The 17,543-nt window shown below is 45.8% G+C and carries 19 protein-coding genes and 1 pseudogene; 19 read left to right on the forward strand and 1 reads right to left on the reverse strand.

The genetic code is table 11. The features are described from left to right. Positions 1–490: 490 nt before the first annotated feature. The 18 genes and pseudogenes from ylxM (at position 491) to FYJ59_RS11915 (ending at position 14,791) form a co-directional block, all read left to right on the forward strand. On the forward strand, positions 491–832 hold the full coding sequence (gene ylxM, locus FYJ59_RS11835) for a YlxM family DNA-binding protein (protein ID WP_117466484.1): 342 nt from the start codon (positions 491–493) through the stop codon (positions 830–832). 10 nt (positions 833–842) lie between these two features. Next, complete coding sequence (ffh, locus tag FYJ59_RS11840; protein WP_118550768.1) at positions 843–2,222, forward strand: signal recognition particle protein; 1,380 nt, start codon at positions 843–845, stop codon at positions 2,220–2,222. Positions 2,223–2,309: 87 nt separating this feature from the next. Next, positions 2,310–2,555: a 30S ribosomal protein S16 gene (rpsP, locus tag FYJ59_RS11845; RefSeq protein ID WP_022154076.1), complete on the forward strand. Its 246-nt coding sequence runs from the start codon at positions 2,310–2,312 to the stop codon at positions 2,553–2,555. A gap of 31 nt (positions 2,556–2,586) precedes the next feature. Further along, positions 2,587–2,814 (forward strand): KH domain-containing protein, encoded by a 228-nt coding sequence (locus tag FYJ59_RS11850; RefSeq protein WP_022154075.1) that lies wholly within the window; start codon positions 2,587–2,589, stop codon positions 2,812–2,814. Between the two features lie 93 nt (positions 2,815–2,907). Beyond that, complete coding sequence (gene rimM, locus FYJ59_RS11855; RefSeq protein WP_154497606.1) at positions 2,908–3,420, forward strand: ribosome maturation factor RimM; 513 nt, start codon at positions 2,908–2,910, stop codon at positions 3,418–3,420. After that, positions 3,420–4,121: pseudogene (gene trmD, locus FYJ59_RS14550) on the forward strand (tRNA (guanosine(37)-N1)-methyltransferase TrmD); the annotation flags it as partial. The gene rimM and the pseudogene trmD, both read left to right, overlap by 1 nt. A gap of 258 nt (positions 4,122–4,379) precedes the next feature. Further along, complete coding sequence (locus tag FYJ59_RS14555) at positions 4,380–4,799, forward strand: GNAT family N-acetyltransferase (RefSeq protein WP_456300785.1); 420 nt, start codon at positions 4,380–4,382, stop codon at positions 4,797–4,799. Between the two features lie 115 nt (positions 4,800–4,914). Further along, on the forward strand, positions 4,915–5,262 hold the full coding sequence (gene rplS, locus FYJ59_RS11865; protein ID WP_022153355.1) for a 50S ribosomal protein L19: 348 nt from the start codon (positions 4,915–4,917) through the stop codon (positions 5,260–5,262). Positions 5,263–5,378: 116 nt separating this feature from the next. Further along, complete coding sequence (gene lepB / locus FYJ59_RS11870) at positions 5,379–5,954, forward strand: signal peptidase I (protein WP_154497609.1); 576 nt, start codon at positions 5,379–5,381, stop codon at positions 5,952–5,954. A gap of 32 nt (positions 5,955–5,986) precedes the next feature. Next, the gene (gene ylqF, locus FYJ59_RS11875) at positions 5,987–6,841 is read left to right on the forward strand and encodes a ribosome biogenesis GTPase YlqF (RefSeq protein ID WP_154497612.1); all 855 of its coding nucleotides are present in this window, start codon (positions 5,987–5,989) and stop codon (positions 6,839–6,841) included. After that, on the forward strand, positions 6,834–7,379 hold the full coding sequence (gene lepB, locus FYJ59_RS11880; protein WP_118550765.1) for a signal peptidase I: 546 nt from the start codon (positions 6,834–6,836) through the stop codon (positions 7,377–7,379). The genes ylqF and lepB (FYJ59_RS11880) overlap by 8 nt, the downstream gene beginning before the upstream one ends. A gap of 25 nt (positions 7,380–7,404) precedes the next feature. Further along, positions 7,405–8,163: a ribonuclease HII gene (locus FYJ59_RS11885; RefSeq protein WP_154497615.1), complete on the forward strand. Its 759-nt coding sequence runs from the start codon at positions 7,405–7,407 to the stop codon at positions 8,161–8,163. Positions 8,164–8,194: 31 nt separating this feature from the next. Beyond that, a complete protein-coding gene (gene fliK, locus FYJ59_RS11890; RefSeq protein ID WP_205839538.1) occupies positions 8,195–9,790 on the forward strand; it encodes a flagellar hook-length control protein FliK in 1,596 nt (531 codons plus the stop codon). 47 nt (positions 9,791–9,837) lie between these two features. Continuing rightward, on the forward strand, positions 9,838–10,146 hold the full coding sequence (locus FYJ59_RS11895) for an EscU/YscU/HrcU family type III secretion system export apparatus switch protein (RefSeq protein WP_154497621.1): 309 nt from the start codon (positions 9,838–9,840) through the stop codon (positions 10,144–10,146). Continuing rightward, positions 10,143–10,511 (forward strand): YraN family protein, encoded by a 369-nt coding sequence (locus FYJ59_RS11900; RefSeq protein WP_154497624.1) that lies wholly within the window; start codon positions 10,143–10,145, stop codon positions 10,509–10,511. Before FYJ59_RS11895 ends, FYJ59_RS11900 begins: the two co-directional genes overlap by 4 nt. A 4-nt stretch (positions 10,512–10,515) precedes the next feature. After that, positions 10,516–11,370: a peptidoglycan editing factor PgeF gene (pgeF, locus tag FYJ59_RS11905; protein ID WP_154497627.1), complete on the forward strand. Its 855-nt coding sequence runs from the start codon at positions 10,516–10,518 to the stop codon at positions 11,368–11,370. Positions 11,371–11,417: 47 nt separating this feature from the next. Then, entirely contained in the window at positions 11,418–12,116 is a 699-nt protein-coding gene (locus FYJ59_RS11910) for a response regulator transcription factor (protein WP_022153346.1), read from the forward strand. After that, positions 12,113–14,791 carry a sensor histidine kinase gene (locus FYJ59_RS11915; RefSeq protein WP_154497630.1) on the forward strand — a complete coding sequence of 893 codons (2,679 nt, stop codon included), beginning with the start codon at positions 12,113–12,115 and terminating at the stop codon, positions 14,789–14,791. Before FYJ59_RS11910 ends, FYJ59_RS11915 begins: the two co-directional genes overlap by 4 nt. A 48-nt stretch (positions 14,792–14,839) precedes the next feature. Here FYJ59_RS11915 and FYJ59_RS11920 read toward each other — a convergent pair whose 3' ends face one another. Then, positions 14,840–16,039 carry a ribose-phosphate pyrophosphokinase gene (locus FYJ59_RS11920; protein ID WP_154497633.1) on the reverse strand — a complete coding sequence of 400 codons (1,200 nt, stop codon included), beginning with the start codon at positions 16,037–16,039 and terminating at the stop codon, positions 14,840–14,842. Positions 16,040–16,179: 140 nt separating this feature from the next. Here FYJ59_RS11920 and FYJ59_RS11925 point away from each other — a divergent pair, with 140 nt between their 5' ends. Beyond that, positions 16,180–17,538 carry a DUF512 domain-containing protein gene (locus FYJ59_RS11925; RefSeq protein ID WP_154497636.1) on the forward strand — a complete coding sequence of 453 codons (1,359 nt, stop codon included), beginning with the start codon at positions 16,180–16,182 and terminating at the stop codon, positions 17,536–17,538. The last annotated feature ends 5 nt before the right edge of the window (positions 17,539–17,543 follow it).

Consider the following 17,543-nt stretch of genomic DNA (forward strand, 5'->3'; position numbering starts at 1 on the left):
TCTTTCTATTGCTTTGGTGAAAATTGCATCAAAATAGCAAAATCCGTACAAAAAAACTTCTAAATCAGGAATTTTTGTACGGATTTTCTTCATTTTGCACGTTCAGCGAAAATAACAGCTTTTTACATGGCAAAATCTCCTGTTTTTGTATTTTTTTAGCCGAAAATGGTGTTTTTAATACAAACAGATCTACCCGGGTGGCAGATGGCATCCGCAATGAGCCACGCTATTCATAAGATTGTCAGCAAAAAGCGCTGCCAATCTTATTTCATATCGCGGCGTTCGCCGCATCACGTCAAAAGTAAAAACCGTGATTTGTGAGCAAGCTCCAAATCACGGTTCTTATTTTGCCTATGCGCGGCTCATTGCTCGCGTAAACTCTCAATTTATATAGCAAAGGTGTAAAGAAAAAATACTTGACACCTATGACTTTCTATAGTATGATAGCCAAGGTGCATATCGCATGACCTATAGAAAGGCACTGGATAAGATGGACAGGATTTTGGAACAGAATCTGTTGTATGATTTCTACGGTGAGCTTCTCACCGAGCATCAGCAGCGAGTGTATGAGGATGCAGTATATAATGATATGTCTCTCAGTGAGATCGCTGGAGAACAGGGCATCAGCAGGCAGGGCGTCCATGATCTGATCAAGCGTTGTGATAAGATCCTGCAGGATTATGAAAGCAAGCTTCATCTGGTGGAACGCTTTATGGCAGCCAAGGAGAAGATCGGTGAGATCGAACAGTTGACAGCGGAGGATACCACGGATCCCGAAGAACGGATGAGACGCATCCGAGAATTGTCCAGATCCCTTTTAAAGGAATGGTAAGGAGTAGCAAATGGCATTTGAAAGTTTAACAGACAAACTCCAAAATGTTTTTAAAAACTTAAGAAGCAAAGGCCGTCTGACGGAAGAGGATGTCAAGTCCGCACTGAAGGAAGTCAAGATGGCGCTACTGGAGGCAGATGTTAACTTCAAGGTAGTCAAGCAGTTCGTGAAGGCAGTGGAAGAACGTGCCATTGGTCAGGATGTCATGAACGGTCTGAATCCCGGACAAATGGTGATCAAGATCGTAAATGAAGAGATGATCAACCTCATGGGCAGTGAGACCACAGAGATCGCCATGCAGCCGGGTAAGGCCATTACCGTCATCATGATGGCAGGTCTTCAGGGTGCAGGTAAGACCACAGCAACTGCGAAAATTGCCGGTAAGCTGAAGCTCAAGGGCAAAAAGCCGTTATTGGTAGCCTGCGATATTTACCGTCCCGCAGCCATTGAACAGTTACAGATCAACGGTAAGAAGCAGGAAGTCGATGTGTTCTCCATGGGAACGGATCACAAGCCTGCAGAGATTGCACAGAATGCGATCGCATATGCGGAGAAGAACGGTCATAATGTAGTAATCCTCGATACTGCCGGACGACTTCATGTGGATGAAGACATGATGGCAGAACTTCAGGAGATCAAAGAAACCGTGACAGTGCATCAGACACTGTTGGTAGTCGATGCAATGACCGGTCAGGATGCTGTAAATGTGGCAAAGGAATTCGATGAAAAGGTGGGCGTCGACGGTGTGATCCTGTCCAAAATGGACGGCGATACCAGAGGCGGTGCGGCACTTTCCATCAAAGCAGTCACAGGTAAGCCGATCCTTTTTGTAAGTATGGGAGAGAAGCTGTCTGACTTAGAGCAGTTCTACCCCGACCGTATGGCAAGCCGGATCTTAGGCATGGGCGACGTATTATCCCTCATTGATAAGGCGCAGGCAAGCATTGACATCGATGAGGAGAAGAGCCGTGATATGGCCGGCCGCATGAAGAAAGGTAAGTTCGATTTTGAAGATTACCTGGAGAGCATGAAGCAGATGCGCAACATGGGCGGTCTGTCCAGTATCTTAGGGATGCTTCCCGGAATGGGTATCAAGACCTCGGATTTAGAGGGTGCCATTGATGAGACCCAGATGAAGCGCACGGAAGCCATCGTATTATCCATGACGAAGGAAGAGCGCAGGAATCCCAAGATCCTGACCCCTCAGAGAAAACACCGCATTGCAAAAGGTGCCGGCGTGGATATCGCAACGGTGAACCGGTTTATCAAACAGTTTGAGCAGACCCAGAAGATGATGAAACAGTTTGGCGGCGGCAAAAAGGGCCGCGGTGGCATGGGCGGTATGTTTGGCGGCGGAAAATTTCCCGGCATGGGCGGCAGATTTTTCTAAGCACTTTTACTTATTTAACTTAAGTCCGATATGAACAATCAGTTCTTATCATATAAATTTAATTTTTTATTAATGGAGGAAAAAGAAATGGCAGTAAAGATCAGATTAAGAAGAATGGGACAGAAGAAGGCTCCTTTTTACAGAATTATTGTAGCAGATTCTCGTTCTCCCAGAGACGGTAGATTCATCGAGGAGATCGGTACTTACGATCCTTCCACCGATCCTTCCACTTTCAAGATCAACGAAGACCTGGCTAAAAAGTGGTTACAGAACGGTGCTCAGCCTACCGAGCAGGTTGCTAAGCTTTTCAAGGTTGCGGGAATCGAGAAATAAGTTCTAAATATCTATTCATCGGAGGTGGATTATGAAGGAACTAGTAGAAGTAGTTGCAAAGGCACTCGTTGATAATCCGGATGAAGTAGTTGTAACTGAGAAGACAGAAGGAAAAAATATCGTCCTTGAACTTCATGTAGCTGCGTCCGATATGGGTAAGGTGATCGGTAAGCAGGGACGTATTGCAAAAGCAATCCGCTCCGTTGTGAAGGCAGCATCATCCAAAGACAACACAAGAGTGGACGTTGAGATCGTTTAATTCAAGTTAGAAGATCACAGACGTTGAGCGGAGAAACATACAGATGTGTGTTTCTCCGTTTTTTGGCTATCAGCCGGAATGGAGTAAGACTATATGGAAGATCTGTTACAGGTCGGCATTATCACTTCCACCCATGGGGTAAGAGGAGAAGTGAAGGTATATCCTACCACGGATGATCCCAGAAGATTCCGCAGATTAAAGGAAGTCGTTTTGGATACCGGCAGGGAAAAATTAAATCTGGAAATCGAAGGCGTCAAGTTCTTTAAACAGTTTGTGATCCTGAAATTCAAAGGACTGGACAACATTAACGATATAGAAAAATACCGTCAGAAAAGCCTGTATGTGACCCGTAAAAATGCGGTGCGTCTGCAAAGAGACGAGTATTTCATTGCAGACCTGATCGGACTTAAGGTGCAGGATGAGGATGGCATAGAATTAGGTACGGTAAAGGATGTCATCGAGACCGGTGCCAATGATGTTTACGAAGTGGAGATGGCGGACGGCAGAAGTCTGCTTTTGCCCGCTATCAAACAGTGTATACTGAACGTGGACGTGGAGAACGGCATGATGCAGGTACATGTATTGGAAGGATTGCTTGACTTATGATGAAGTTTCACATTTTGACCCTGTTTCCTGAGATGGTGCAACATGGACTGGCGACCAGTATTTTAGGAAGAGCGGCGGAGAAGAACCTGATCTCCATCGATGCGGTGAATATCCGGGATTACACACAGGACAAGCATGGAAAAGTAGATGATTACACTTATGGCGGCGGCGCTGGAATGCTGATGCAGGCACAGCCGGTCTATGATGCTTACCGGGCGGTAGCAGGAGAAAAAAAGATCCGCTGCGTCTATCTGACTCCCCAGGGAGAGCCTTTTACACAGAAAAAGGCAAAGGAATTGTCCGGGGAAGAGGAACTGGTATTACTTTGTGGGCATTACGAAGGAATTGATGAGCGAGTATTGGAGGAAGTGGTAACCGATTATATCTCCATCGGAGATTATGTTCTCACCGGCGGAGAGCTGGCTGCCATGGTCGTGGTGGACGCTGTGGCGCGACTGGTGCCCGAAGTGCTCAATAACGACGAATCTGCCGAGACAGAGAGCTTTCATAACGATCTGTTGGAATATCCCCAGTATTCCCGCCCGGAGAACTGGCATGGAAAGAAGGTACCGGAGGTTCTTTTATCCGGAAATCATAAGAAAATAAGCGCCTGGCGCCGGGAACAGTCCGAGCGACGCACCGAAGAACGCCGTCCGGATCTCTATGCAAAATATCAGGAAAAACAGCGGGTCATCAAAAAACTTTCCGCGAAGAAACGTATTTTTATTCATATGATGGAGACACTGTCCAGAGGACTGGGGGAAGTTCTCTATGCGGAGGGGAAAAATGTACTGATCTATCTGCCGGAGATCGGCAATGCTATGCTGAATGCGGAGGATGAGGAGCATTTGGAGCAAATGCTGCCACTGATTCCGAAAGCCGTGTCGGAGCATAGTATGGTGACCGTGACAGACCGGTGGAATGAACGTGTCAGTGAGATTTTAGGGTATCATGGCAGTATGCTATGTTCCCAGGCGTGCTATACCAGAGGAGAACCACTTCCGGTGAAGCATAAGGACATCCGGCAGCTGACAGTGGAAGAGGTCCCTTATGTGGCTGAGCATTATCATCTGGGAGATGAGATTTATGTTCGGGAGAGGATTGCAGCCGGAGATGTCTTCGGTATCTATATTGAAGGAAAACTCTGTGGTTTTATAGGATGTCACAATGACGGCAGCATGGGAATGCTGTATGTGGAGGATGCATACCGCAGACAAGGACTTGCAGCATCCCTGGAAGGTTATCTGATCAACAAACAGAGAGAACAGGGGATGATACCCTACGCCCATATTGTGAATGGAAATGAAGCGTCCGTACAACTGCAGGAACGGTTGGGGCTGAATCTGTCGGAAACTGTGATCTGGTGGCTGTACAGATAAAAAAAGCTTGCTTTTTATGCAGGCTTATGATAAAATCTGAATGTTGTGAAAACGAGATGGTCCTCTGTTACCAATAAGCGTATTAAGAACATCCATTTTATGAAGGAGGCTCATTATGAGTAACATTATCAAAGAGATCGAAGCAGAACAGTTAAAAGAGACCGTTGACCAGTTTGAAGTTGGCGATACCGTTAAGGTATACGGCAAGATCAAAGAGGGTAACCGTGAGAGAATCCAGGTGTTTGAGGGCGTTGTACTGAAGAGACAGGGCGGCAGCAACAGAGAGACTTTCACTGTTAGAAAGACTTCTAACGGAATCGGCGTAGAGAAGACCTGGCCTTTACACTCTCCCAATGTAGAGAAGATCGAAGTTGTAAGAAAGGGTAAAGTAAGACGCGCTAAGCTGAATTACTTAAGAGATCGTGTTGGTAAGAAGGCAAAGGTTAAGGAATTAGTAAAATAATTGTATTGACCGGTGAGGGCAGCTGTTTTAGAACAGCTGCCTTTTATATTTGAAAAAACACCCCGGATATGGTACACTTTGACTTGTAAACTTGGATAGTAAGATAGGGCATAACATTGAGAAATAAAGGACTAAGTTTTTACAAAAAAAAGAAAAAGATCAGTCAGGCACTTTTGCGGGAGATATTCAGCTGGATCTTCGGCATTGCGTTGTCTGTGTTTCTCGCCGGAGTTATAGTGATCTTCCTCGGCAGGTCGGCAAGAGTGGTGGGTATGTCCATGGAACCGACATTGGAGAACGGACAGCAGATCTACATTGACCGTTTTACCTATATCCTGTCGTCCCCCAAGGCAGGAGATGTTGTGGCATTTCTGCCCAATGGCAATGAGAATTCCCATTATTATATTAAGAGAGTCGTGGCAGGACCGGGGGATAAAGTACGGATCGCAGACGGAACACTGTATGTGAACGGTCAGCAGAGTATCTGGGTTACAGAGAGGGTACTGGATGCCGGTATTGCTGAGAATGAGCTGATTCTTGGAAGCGGAGAATATTTCTGCATCGGAGATAATCCGAATAACAGTGAAGACAGCAGATCAGCCAATATCGGTCCGGTGGATGAGGATGATATTGTGGGCAAGGCATGGTTCCACCTAAAATCTTCTACAGAAGGTATGGGATTTATCAAATAAAGGAATGCAGGAATAAAGGAAAGAGGAAACGAATGAATTATCAATGGTATCCCGGTCATATGACCAAAGCACGTCGTATGATGCAGGAAAATATAAAACTTATCGATCTGGTCATTGAACTGGTAGATGCCAGAATTCCCATCAGCAGCAGAAATCCAGACATTGATGAACTGGGAAAGGGAAAGTCCAGGATCATTTTATTGAACAAATCCGACCTGGCGGATCCTGTCTGGAATAAAAAATGGGTGGAATATTTTGCCGCAAAGGGAATGGGAGTGTTGGAGATCAATTCCCGTACCGGAATGGGAATCAAATCCATTCAGGGACTGGTACAGGAAGTCTGTAAGGATAAAATCGAGCGTGACAGGAAGCGTGGAATCGTAAATCGTCCGGTACGTGCAATGGTCGTAGGAATTCCCAATGTAGGAAAATCCACTTTTATTAATTCTTTTGCAGGCAAAGCCTGTGCAAAGACCGGTAATAAGCCAGGCGTGACAAAAGGAAAACAGTGGATCCGGCTGAACAAGGGACTGGAACTTTTGGATACTCCCGGTATTCTGTGGCCGAAGTTTGAGGACCAGCAGGTGGGAATGCGGCTGGCGTTTATCGGATCCATGAATGATGAGATCCTGATCCCTGATGAGCTGGCATGTGATCTTATCGGAGCCATCAAAGAGCTGTATCCGAAAGCACTGCAGGAACGCTACGCAGCAGATCCTGTGGGTAAACCCATAGAAATACTGGAAGCGGTGGCAGAGAGCCGCAAATGTTATTCAAAGGGAGAACAGCTGGACCTGGTAAAGGCATCCGGACTTCTGATCGATGATTTCCGTAGCGGTAAGCTGGGAAGAATGACACTGGAGAGGATAGATTCAGACAATGAATAAAGTAATGAAAGAATTTTTGAACACTGCCATTTACCTGCTCTGTGTTCTGGGAGCGGTATGGCTTGTGATCACCTTCGTGGGACAGCGTACCGAAGTGGAGGGAGCCTCTATGGAGAATACCCTTCACAATGGGGATAACCTGATTGTGGATAAGCTGAGTTATCGTTTTCGTGATCCGGAGCGTTTTGATATTATTGTATTTCCGTTTCAGTATCAGGCAAATACATATTATATTAAACGTATCATCGGATTACCCGGAGAGACGGTACAGATCATGGAGGATGGCAGCATTTACATCAACGGCGAGAAAATGGAGGAGTCCTACGGAAGAGAAGTGATTCAGCCGGAGACGATCGGGCGGGCCGCGGAACCAATCGTACTTGGAGAGGACGAGTATTTTGTCATGGGAGATAACAGGAATAATTCCAGTGACAGCCGGACGGATATCGTAGGGAATATCAAGCGGGAAGATATTATCGGAAAAGCATGGCTGAGAATCTGGCCGCTTTCTGATTTCGGAGTGTTAAAGCATCAGTGAATTTAACAGATGATCGGAGAAAAAGATGGAAAGTGCAGCGAAGATCAAAGAAATATTACAGGCAGCGGAGTTAGAGAAGCTGCCTGATTTTATAGCAGCATATCAAGAGGATCCCAGGAACGGCGTACAGAAACTGGTTGCATCAGCACAGAAAAAACTGGGCGCATTGGAAAAGGAAAAACAGAGAATAGAGAATCTGAAAAAATATGAGAAGGAATATGCAGGATACACTTATATCTGCGGTATTGACGAAGTGGGCAGAGGACCGCTTGCGGGACCTGTGGTAGCGGGTGCTGTCATTTTACCTAAGGATTGCAATATTCTCTATATTAATGATTCCAAGCAATTATCCGAAAAAAAGAGAGAAGAACTGTATGATGTAATCACAAAGGAAGCAGTAGCCTGGGCGGTAGGGTACGCATCTCCGGAGAGAATCGATGAGATCAATATTTTACAAGCTACTTATGAGGCAATGAGGGAAGCTATCGGTAAATTGTCACCGGCACCGGATCTGCTTTTAAACGATGCGGTTACAATTCCCGGAGTGAATATCCGGCAGGTACCGATCATTAAGGGAGATGCCAAAAGTATTTCCATCGGGGCGGCCAGTATTGTGGCAAAGGTGACCAGAGACCGGCTGATGGAACAGTATGCGGATGTGTTCCCGGAGTACGACTTTGCTTCCAATAAGGGGTATGGCAGTGCAGCGCATATTGCCGCTTTGAGGCAATATGGCCCCACACCGATTCACAGACACAGTTTTATCAAAAACTTCGGATTTTAGAAGAAAATCTCAGGGGAGAGCAGAATATACGATGAAACTGACAGGATGGTTTTCGCAGGACAAAATCACGGATAACAGCAAAGTGCAGACGACGGATACCCAAAATGCGGAACAGGTGAGTCGGCAGATCCGGACATTGGTTCCGGGACAGACGATTCGAGGGGAGGTAGTCTCCAGAGAAGGGAATAATGCGCAGATCCGTCTGCTTCAGGATGTTCTGATCGATGCCAGGGTGGATGCGGATATTCGTCTGGCTTTAGGACAGAATATTACATTTCAGGTCAAAAATAACGGACAGGTACTGAGCTTAAGTCCGTTATTTACAAATATGGCAACGGAGGGAACCGTGCTGAAAGCATTGGAAATGGCATCGCTGCCGACCAATGAGAGTACAGTAGCCATGACGAAACAGTTGATGGATGCAGGTTTCCCTATTGATAAAAATACTTTGCAGCAGATCTGGCATGAGAGCAATGTGTTTCCGGAAGCGGCAATCGAAGATATCGTGAACCTGCACCGGCTGGAACTTCCGGTTACGGAGGAAAATCTGACGCAGATGGCATCTTATCGTAATCTGACACATCAGCTGACGGAGGGAATCACAGCTGTGGCGGAGAACCTGAATAGTACATTGCAGGGACTGACAACAAACGGTGAGATAGAACAGGCAGCTACGATCTATGGTCATATTTTGGAGTTGTTGATTCCAGGAGAAGAGAATCCGGAAGCACAGCGGGCAACCGTACAATTCCCCGATTCGGAGCAGACAGAGACGGTATTGCAGCCGGGGGAGACCATGTCACAGACAAAGGAGGCAATAGCGCATACGGATACTGCTGTTACGAATGGAACGCCGGAAGCATCAAAAACTATGCTTCCTACACAGAAAATGATCGTGGACGGAACGAAACCGGAAGATGCCGCAGAAGTGGTGTTGAAGCTGTTAAAACAGGGATTGGCGACCAAGGACACTGCTTTACTGCGCAGTGTTTTACAGAATTTCAAAATAGAGGGATTGCCGGGCGAATTGTTGCAGGATGCATGGAGTATCCGACCGGAGGATGTGGAATCTTCGGAGAAGGTGGAAGAACTTTATCAGAAACTTGGAAAACAGTTAAAGAGTCTGGCGGGTCTTCTGGAAGAAAACGGACAAAGCAGTTCCAACGCTTTTCAGGCGGTGACAAATTTAAGCCGGAATGTGGATTTTTTACAGCAGATCAACCAGACGTATGCCTATATCCAGCTCCCTCTTCATTTGCGGCAGGGGGAACATAAGACAGGAGAACTGTTTGTATATACAAATAAGAAAAACCTCGCAGGGAAAGACGGACGGGTTAGCGCACTGCTTCATCTGGATATGGAACATTTGGGCCCGTTGGATGTCTATGTGGCGTTACAGGATACCAAAGTCAGCACGAAATTCTATGTTCAGAATGATACGATTCTGGATTACCTGGAAGCCAATATGGAGGTACTGACACAGAGACTGAAACAGCGGGGATATGTTTGCAATTGTGAGACTACTCTGCGAACAGAACTTCAGCAGACAGCACAGGCAATGGCCCCCATTCTTGAGGCGGGAGGCAGTGTTCCCGTGGCACAATATGCATTTGACGTAAGGACGTAGCGCAGTGAATGGATAGGGTAAGCAAAACTGGAGAGGGAACAGAATGAATGGATGACGAGAAAAAGAAAGTAAAACAGGCGATCGCCCTGGAATACGATCCTTCCGATGAGGCGCCGCGGGTGGTAGCCAGCGGAAAAGGAATTCTGGCAGATAAGATTATCGAAAAGGCCCGGGAGAGCAGCGTGCCGATCCATCGGGATGACAAGCTGGCAGATACTTTGTCCAGGCTGGATATCGGAGAGATGATCCCACCGGAACTCTATGAAGTGGTAGCGGAAATTCTGGTATTTGTAGATGCGGTAGATCATCGTATGGTAAAAGAGAGTGCAGCAGATGGGGGAAAACATAAGAATTGAATAACAGGCAGACGGGGAATGCTTATGAGCAGGTGGCAGCAGAATATCTGCAAAAAAAAGGAATGATAATCCTGGATAGAAATTTCCGCAGGGGGAGAAACGGAGAAATTGATATTGTAGGCAGAGACGGAAAATATCTTGTATTTGTCGAAGTGAAATATCGATCCGGAACCGCCAAAGGAAATGCGGCAGAAGCTGTGACAATATCAAAACAGCGAAAAATATGCAGTGTAGCGGATTATTACCGTTGTCTGCATAACTATAACGATAATACATGGGTGCGCTATGATGTGGTGGCAATTCAGGGAGAGAAGATTCAGTGGATCCCTAATGCTTTTCCACATTATTATCGCACAAGAGGTTAGAGATATGTATCAACTGATCAGAAGTAAGCACGGCGATAAAAACAGCATACAACAGAGACAGGCAGGAGAACTGGAGTATCTGGTGTTCCCGAAGCTGGAAGAGACCGGAGTGGTGAAACATTTGTTTACCACCAGAACCGGTGGTGTAAGTAGCGGAATTTATGCGACCATGAATCTCAGCTTTTCCAGAGGGGATGATCCTTTGAATGTTATGGAGAATTACAGACGGATCGGGGAAGTACTCGGCACGGACCCGGAGCATATGGTGGCATCCAGACAGACCCATACTACCAATATACACGCGGTAACGGAGAAGGATTGCGGCAATGGAATCGGCAGAGCTTCCTCTTATGAGGATATTGACGGACTGGTAACGGATGTTCCGGGGATTGCACTGGTGACTTATTATGCGGATTGTGTTCCTCTGTATTTTGTAGATCCGGTACACAGAGCAATAGGTCTGGCACATTCCGGATGGAGAGGAACGGTTGCGGGAATGGCTGCCTGTATGGTACTGTATATGCAGGAGCATTTTCATAGCAGACCGGAGGATCTGGTGACGGCAATCGGTCCATCCATCTGTGCTGACTGTTATGAGATCGGTGAAGACGTAGCGGAACAATTTCGGGGACATTTTCCGGAAAAAGTTCTGCAAAAGGGAAAGGCACCCGGAAAATATCAATTGGATCTGTGGCAGGCCAATCGGAGCATTTTATTAAATGCGGGGGTACTTCCGGAACATATTGCTGTAACGGATGTATGTACCTGCCATAACCCGGAGTACCTTTTTTCACACCGTGCAAGTCACGGACAAAGAGGGAATCTTGCAGCTTTTTTAATGCTGAAAAATAATAGTTAATAACATTTTAGGTGGGAGTAGCGTGCAGACGCAGAAATGAGGGAAGTATGGCAAACATTTTAGTGTGTGATGATGACAAAGAGATCGTGGATGCGATTGAAATCTATCTGAGTCAGGATGGTTACAAAATATATAAAGCATATGATGGAGAGCAGGCGATACAGATTTTGGATAAGGAAGAAATTCATCTGCTGATCATGGATATTATGATGCCGAAGCTGGATGGCATACGTGCAACACTGAAGATCCGTGAGTACAGCAGTATTCCCATTATCATTCTGTCGGCGAAATCCGAAGATACGGATAAGATTCTGGGTCTGAACATCGGGGCGGATGATTATATCTGCAAGCCGTTTAATCCGTTAGAACTCGTGGCCAGGGTGAAATCGAACCTGCGCAGATATACTTCCCTGGGAAGTCTCACCGGAGAGAATAAGGCAATCTATCAGGTGGGAGGACTGGTGTTGAATGACGACACCAAACAGGTAACGGTGGATGACGAACCGGTCAAGATGACACCCATCGAGTACAATATTTTATTGCTTCTGATGAAGAATCAGGGGCGCGTATTTTCCATTAATCAGATCTATGAGAGCATATGGAACGAGGATGCCATAGGGGCAGACAATACCGTTGCGGTGCATATCCGGCACATTCGCGAGAAAATAGAAATCAACCCCAAGGAACCAAGATACTTAAAAGTAGTATGGGGAGTCGGTTACAAGATTGATAAGGAGCAGGCATGAGAAAACCAACGTTAAAGCGGCTGGCACTGGGATTGGTACAGCAGACGGCCGCATTGCTGCTGATGGTTGCCATTGCTGCGATCCTGTTTAATTCTTACCTGGCAGTGGATACGGCAGACGGAACCAAAGTATATGAATTATCACCATTGGATGCGGAGACTGAATTTGAGGACTCTGTGATTTTCCATGATCTGTTTCAAAGCTCAGTATCGGACATTATACAGCTTATGGTGATTAAGGGACAGATGGAAACAAATGGTTCGTTTGATCCCTACAAACATATTGACATTACGGAATTTGTCTCCGGTAAAACCGGCAGTGCAGACTGCCCGGTGACTGCGGTGTACGAATTGGAGGATCTGATCAAATGGGGAAAATACGGCGTGGAATATACGGATCGTATTATGAGCATGTCGGATTTTGTGAATTACTTTGGATCGGTGAATCAGAACTCTAATTTCAGACTGGACGCAGACGGGCAGCTGGTATTCTCTGTGGAAGGCACACAGACAGAAGAACAGCAGCAGGCGGTAACACAGGCAATCGAAGCAATTCCGGAGAGCCAGCGGACAGAACGGCTGGAAGATCTGGCATTTACGTATATCGTCAAAGAGAGTGTCACGGATATCAGAGTGTCCAGGGAAGATGACGGAACATTGACTGTCTATTTTCCTATGCTCGTATGCAGATATGCCACGGTGGATGGGGAAAAACAACTGACCGCCTGTGCCAATAACTGGGTGGAGTACACTGCTTTACAAAATAATCTGGCACTGGCAATCCATACATTGTCCGCAAATTACGAACAGTATCAGAACTGTAATGATCTGTATCAGGAGAATGCGAGCAACCTGAAGTATGCGGTGCGCCTGATGTCAAAGGATGGCATTACGAGGACTTATACAAATGTCTCGGAGATTGCGGACAGTTCCGATAACGAGATGACGGATTATTTCTCCGAATACAGAAGGTATCTTATTTACTATCCGGACAGTCTGGAATTTACCGGCAATACCGGAATGACGGAGAGACAGATCTACCAGTATCTCAAGGATTATGATTATGCGCATCCGGATATGACACATATATGGATCGCAGTGGATACGAACTATCCGGTACAGGGAGATGCATTTTACAATGCCAATGTAGTGTTCCAGAGAATTGTTCCGAATATCTGGTATTTGATCGGCGGGGGCATTCTGCTGGTGGTGTTATGGCTGTTGATCGGTATTTATCTGACGGTGACAGCAGGAGTGGCTTTTGACGAGGAAGACGAACCGGTATTGTATCTGAACGGAATAGATCATGTCTGGATCGAATGCATGGTACTGGTTTTGCTGGCATGTGTTTATGCCGGAAAAGTGGGATATGGTTATCTGATGGATACGGCCAATAAGGTATATCTGAGTCATTCGGAAATACAGGGCCGGGAAATTACCCGCCTGGCGGCCTATGGTGTGTTCGCAGTGTACGGGTTCTCGGTTAGTGCCGGAATCAACGTATTCTGGTATAGTCTGATCCGCAGAATTAAATCTCATAATATGTGGAGTGACAGTTTTCTGCACTGGCTGGTCAGCAGCTTTGGCAAGGCGGTACATTTTGTGTCATCCCACAGGAACTCTGCGGTCAGTTCCCTGATTCCGTATAATCTGTTTCTGTTGGCAAATCTTGCTGGAATATTAGCGGCGTATCTGCTTCGCGGCAAGGGAGTATGGTGGCTTCTTCCTGCATTTGCGGCCGTTATTCTGGATGGCATTGTGGGAGTGCTCAAATTCAAGCAGAAGGCGGAACAGATTGACATTGTGGAGGGAATCCGCAGGATCCGTGACGGAGAAGTGGATTACAAACTGGATGTGGAGGCGCTTCACGGAGATAACCGCGAGATGGCGGATGCAGTAAATAACATCGGCGAAGGTATTCGCAAGGCGGTAAGTACCAGCATGAAGGATGAACAGATGAAATCGGATCTGATCACCAATGTCTCCCATGACATCAAGACACCTCTGACTTCCATTATTAACTATGTGGATCTGTTGAAGAGACTAAAAATTACAGAAGAACCGGCCAAGAGTTATATTGCGGTGCTTGACAGTAAGTCTCAGAGACTGAAGCAGCTTACAGATGATCTGGTGGAGGCTTCTAAAATATCTTCCGGCAATATCGTACTGAACCTGGAACCGTTGAATCTTACAGAATTGCTGAATCAGGCAGTAGGAGAATTCTCGGATCGGCTGGAAGAGAAAAAGCTGCAGATCATATTTGACGGAAGTGATGTAGCGGGGATGATATATGCTGACAGCCGCAGAATGTGGAGAATTATAGAAAATTTATTCCAAAATATCTGCAAATACGCATTGGAAGGAACCAGAGTTTATCTGGAGATGAAGGTTGAAGGTGGGAGAGTAACCGCTTCCCTTAAAAATATTTCCGACAGACCGATGAATCTGAAGGGAGAAGAGCTTTCGGAACGTTTTATCCGGGGAGATACCTCCAGAACAACGGAAGGAAGCGGACTGGGACTATACATTGCAAAAAATCTTACCCAGGCCCAGCATGGTGAATTTCAGATTCAGCTGGACGGAGATCTGTTTAAAATCATTCTGGATTTCCCGGAGTATGAGAGACCGTCGCAGGAGGAGACAGCGGTTCCGGTTAAAACTATAGAAGAAGCATAATAAAAACGCAGGAGCCATTACAGGCTTCTGCGTTTTTATGTTTGCTAGTTAAAAATGAAATTCATTCATATCTTTTCGGCTGTTGTATGCCTCTACAATACCATGAATCTTGTCGGTAGTGGCCATGACGTTAGACAAAGAAGCGTCATGGTTCATAAAGTCGATCAGGGAAGCAATAAATTTGCTCATATCGGCTTCTACGAAATAAGGTCTGGTGTAGATTTCGGGGGGCAGATAAGTGAGATTTGTAGTAATGACCTTATCGAAGTCCCCATGCTCATAAGCAGCATCGAAGTTCTTCAGCCCATCGGTGAACAGGCCGAAAGTACAACAGATATAAACTCTTCGTGCATTCATGGCTTTTAACTGTCTGGCGGTATCCAGCATGCTTCCTCCCGAAGAAATCATATCGTCGATGATAATGATATCTTTGCCGTCAATGTTGTCACCTAAGAATTCATGAGCCACAATTGGGTTTTTGCCGTTGACAATGGTGGAGTAGTCACGTCTCTTATAGAACATACCCGTATCTACACCGAGGACGCTGGCAAAATAGATGGCACGGTCCAAAGCTCCCTCGTCCGGGCTGATTACTAACAGATGGTCTTTGTCCACGATCAGATCATCCTCGGAATTTAACAGTGATTTAATGAATTGATAAGGGGTAGTAAAGTTATCAAAGCCGTTCAGAGGTGTGGAATTCTGAACCCTGGGATCATGGGCATCAAAGGTAATAAAGTTATCGATTCCCATATCTCTTAATTCTTCCAGTGCATAGGCACAGTCCAGGGATTCCCGGCCGCTGCGGCGATGTTGTCTGCCCTCGTAGAGGAAAGGCATGATCACATTGATACGTCTTGCTTTTCCGTTGCATGCGGCAATGACACGCTTCAGATCCTGGTAATGATCATCGGGAGACATATGGTTGGTATAGCCGTTCATGTTGTAAGTAATACTATGATTGCATACATCTGTTAAAATAAACAGATCCTTGCCACGGATAGTCTCACCGATCTGCGCCTTTGCTTCACCGCTGCCGAAGCGGGGTACATCCACGTCTACAAGATAATTGCTCTCGATATAGCCGTGAAAGGCAGGATCGTTTTTCACTTTGTCATTGTGGATATTTTTGCGGAATTCTACCATGTAGTCGTTGATGCGGCGCCCCATTTTCTCTGCGGACGGCAGAGCGATGATCTTCAAAGGAGCCACAGGCATGGCATTTTCCAGTTCGTGTAAATTAGGCATGATGTCCCTCCTGGACGAGATAGTTATTATAATATTGTAGAAATATGTCAAAGCGACAATTATTTTATATCATTATGCTAGTGACACGTCAAGGAATTTCTTGTACAATGGGATAGAAGAAAGTTAGTCAGGTGAATTAAATGAAGAAAAAAGAACATATTGTAAAAACAATAAAACCGGGCAGTATTGCAGAGGAACTGGAGATCACTCCCGGAGATAAAGTACTTGCCATAGATAACACGGAAATCGAGGATATTTTTGATTATCAGTTTCTCACCCAGGATACGTATATTGAAATGCTTGTGGAAAAAGCGGACGGAGAGCAGTGGCTCTTAGAGATCGACAAGGAATTCGACGAGGATCTGGGCATTGAATTTGAAAACGGTCTGATGGACGAATACCGACATTGCCATAATAAATGTATTTTCTGCTTTATCGATCAGATGCCGAAGGGCATGCGGGATACCCTGTATTTTAAGGATGACGATTCCCGTCTGTCTTTTTTGCAAGGAAATTATGTGACACTGACAAATATGTCAGACCATGATATCGACAGAATCTGCAGATATCATCTGTCACCCATCAATATTTCCTTCCAGACCATGAACCCGGATCTGCGCTGTAAGATGCTGAATAACCGTTTCGCCGGGGAGGCACTGAAAAAGGTGGATATCCTGAATGAAGCCGGAATCCGGATGAACGGACAGATCGTACTCTGCAAAGGGGTAAATGATGGGAAAGAGCTGGAATTCAGTATTCAGAAGCTGATGGAGTACCTTCCGAATGTGGAAAGTGTCTCTGTGGTGCCGGTAGGACTGTCTAAATACCGTGACGGGCTGTATCCGTTAGAACCTTTTAACGCGCAGGATGCAGGAGAAGTCATAGATCTGATCGAGAAATATCAGAAGATCTGTATGGAAAAGTATGGAACACATTTTATCCAGGCCAGTGATGAGTGGTATATTCTGGCGGGAAGAGAAGTGCCTGAAGAGGAACGCTATGATGGTTATCTCCAACTGGAAAACGGTGTAGGTATGATACGACTGCTATTAGATGAATTCCATGACGGACTTGAGAGGAGAATTGCAGAAAAACAGTCAGGCGCAGGTCTTCCATGGGAAGGCACCAGAGAAATCTCCCTGGCAACGGGAAAGCTTGCATTTCCTTATTTAAAGAGAATGTCAGAAGAAGTGATGCAGGAATATCCGGGACTGCAGATTCATGTATATGAGATCGTAAATGAATTTTTCGGAGAGATGATCACTGTGTCCGGACTTTTGACCGGCGGGGATATTGAAAAACAGTTAAAGGGAAAAAAACTGGGAGATACCTTATATCTGCCCAGAAATGTACTGCGTAGCGGAGCGGATCTGTTCCTGGATGATGTAACGGTGCCTGAACTGGAAAAGTCTTTACAAGTGCCCGTGAATATTGTAAAATCAAGCGGATATGATCTTGTGGACGCTTTGCTTGGAATCGATGGTTCCGGGCAGAACTAAGATAT

The organism is Waltera intestinalis, assembly GCF_009695995.1.
GTDB classification, from domain to species: Bacteria; Bacillota; Clostridia; order Lachnospirales; family Lachnospiraceae; genus Acetatifactor; species Acetatifactor intestinalis.

Bases quoted from the DNA above. Each gene is read 5' to 3' on its own strand.
- rpsP (WP_022154076.1), top strand. From the start codon at position 2,310: ATGGCAGTAAAGATCAGATTAAGAAGAATGGGACAGAAGAAGGCTCCT.
- FYJ59_RS14555 (WP_456300785.1), top strand. From the start codon at position 4,380: ATGCTATGTTCCCAGGCGTGCTATACCAGAGGAGAACCACTTCCGGTG.
- ffh (WP_118550768.1), top strand. From the start codon at position 843: ATGGCATTTGAAAGTTTAACAGACAAACTCCAAAATGTTTTTAAAAAC.
- pgeF (WP_154497627.1), top strand. From the start codon at position 10,516: ATGTATCAACTGATCAGAAGTAAGCACGGCGATAAAAACAGCATACAA.
- FYJ59_RS11850 (WP_022154075.1), top strand. From the start codon at position 2,587: ATGAAGGAACTAGTAGAAGTAGTTGCAAAGGCACTCGTTGATAATCCG.
- FYJ59_RS11885 (WP_154497615.1), top strand. From the start codon at position 7,405: ATGGAAAGTGCAGCGAAGATCAAAGAAATATTACAGGCAGCGGAGTTA.
- FYJ59_RS11920 (WP_154497633.1), bottom strand. From the start codon at position 16,039: ATGCCTAATTTACACGAACTGGAAAATGCCATGCCTGTGGCTCCTTTG.
- FYJ59_RS11910 (WP_022153346.1), top strand. From the start codon at position 11,418: ATGGCAAACATTTTAGTGTGTGATGATGACAAAGAGATCGTGGATGCG.
- FYJ59_RS11895 (WP_154497621.1), top strand. From the start codon at position 9,838: ATGGATGACGAGAAAAAGAAAGTAAAACAGGCGATCGCCCTGGAATAC.
- FYJ59_RS11925 (WP_154497636.1), top strand. From the start codon at position 16,180: ATGAAGAAAAAAGAACATATTGTAAAAACAATAAAACCGGGCAGTATT.
- ylqF (WP_154497612.1), top strand. From the start codon at position 5,987: ATGAATTATCAATGGTATCCCGGTCATATGACCAAAGCACGTCGTATG.
- FYJ59_RS11915 (WP_154497630.1), top strand. From the start codon at position 12,113: ATGAGAAAACCAACGTTAAAGCGGCTGGCACTGGGATTGGTACAGCAG.
- rplS (WP_022153355.1), top strand. From the start codon at position 4,915: ATGAGTAACATTATCAAAGAGATCGAAGCAGAACAGTTAAAAGAGACC.
- lepB (WP_118550765.1), top strand. From the start codon at position 6,834: ATGAATAAAGTAATGAAAGAATTTTTGAACACTGCCATTTACCTGCTC.
- rimM (WP_154497606.1), top strand. From the start codon at position 2,908: ATGGAAGATCTGTTACAGGTCGGCATTATCACTTCCACCCATGGGGTA.
- ylxM (WP_117466484.1), top strand. From the start codon at position 491: ATGGACAGGATTTTGGAACAGAATCTGTTGTATGATTTCTACGGTGAG.
- fliK (WP_205839538.1), top strand. From the start codon at position 8,195: ATGAAACTGACAGGATGGTTTTCGCAGGACAAAATCACGGATAACAGC.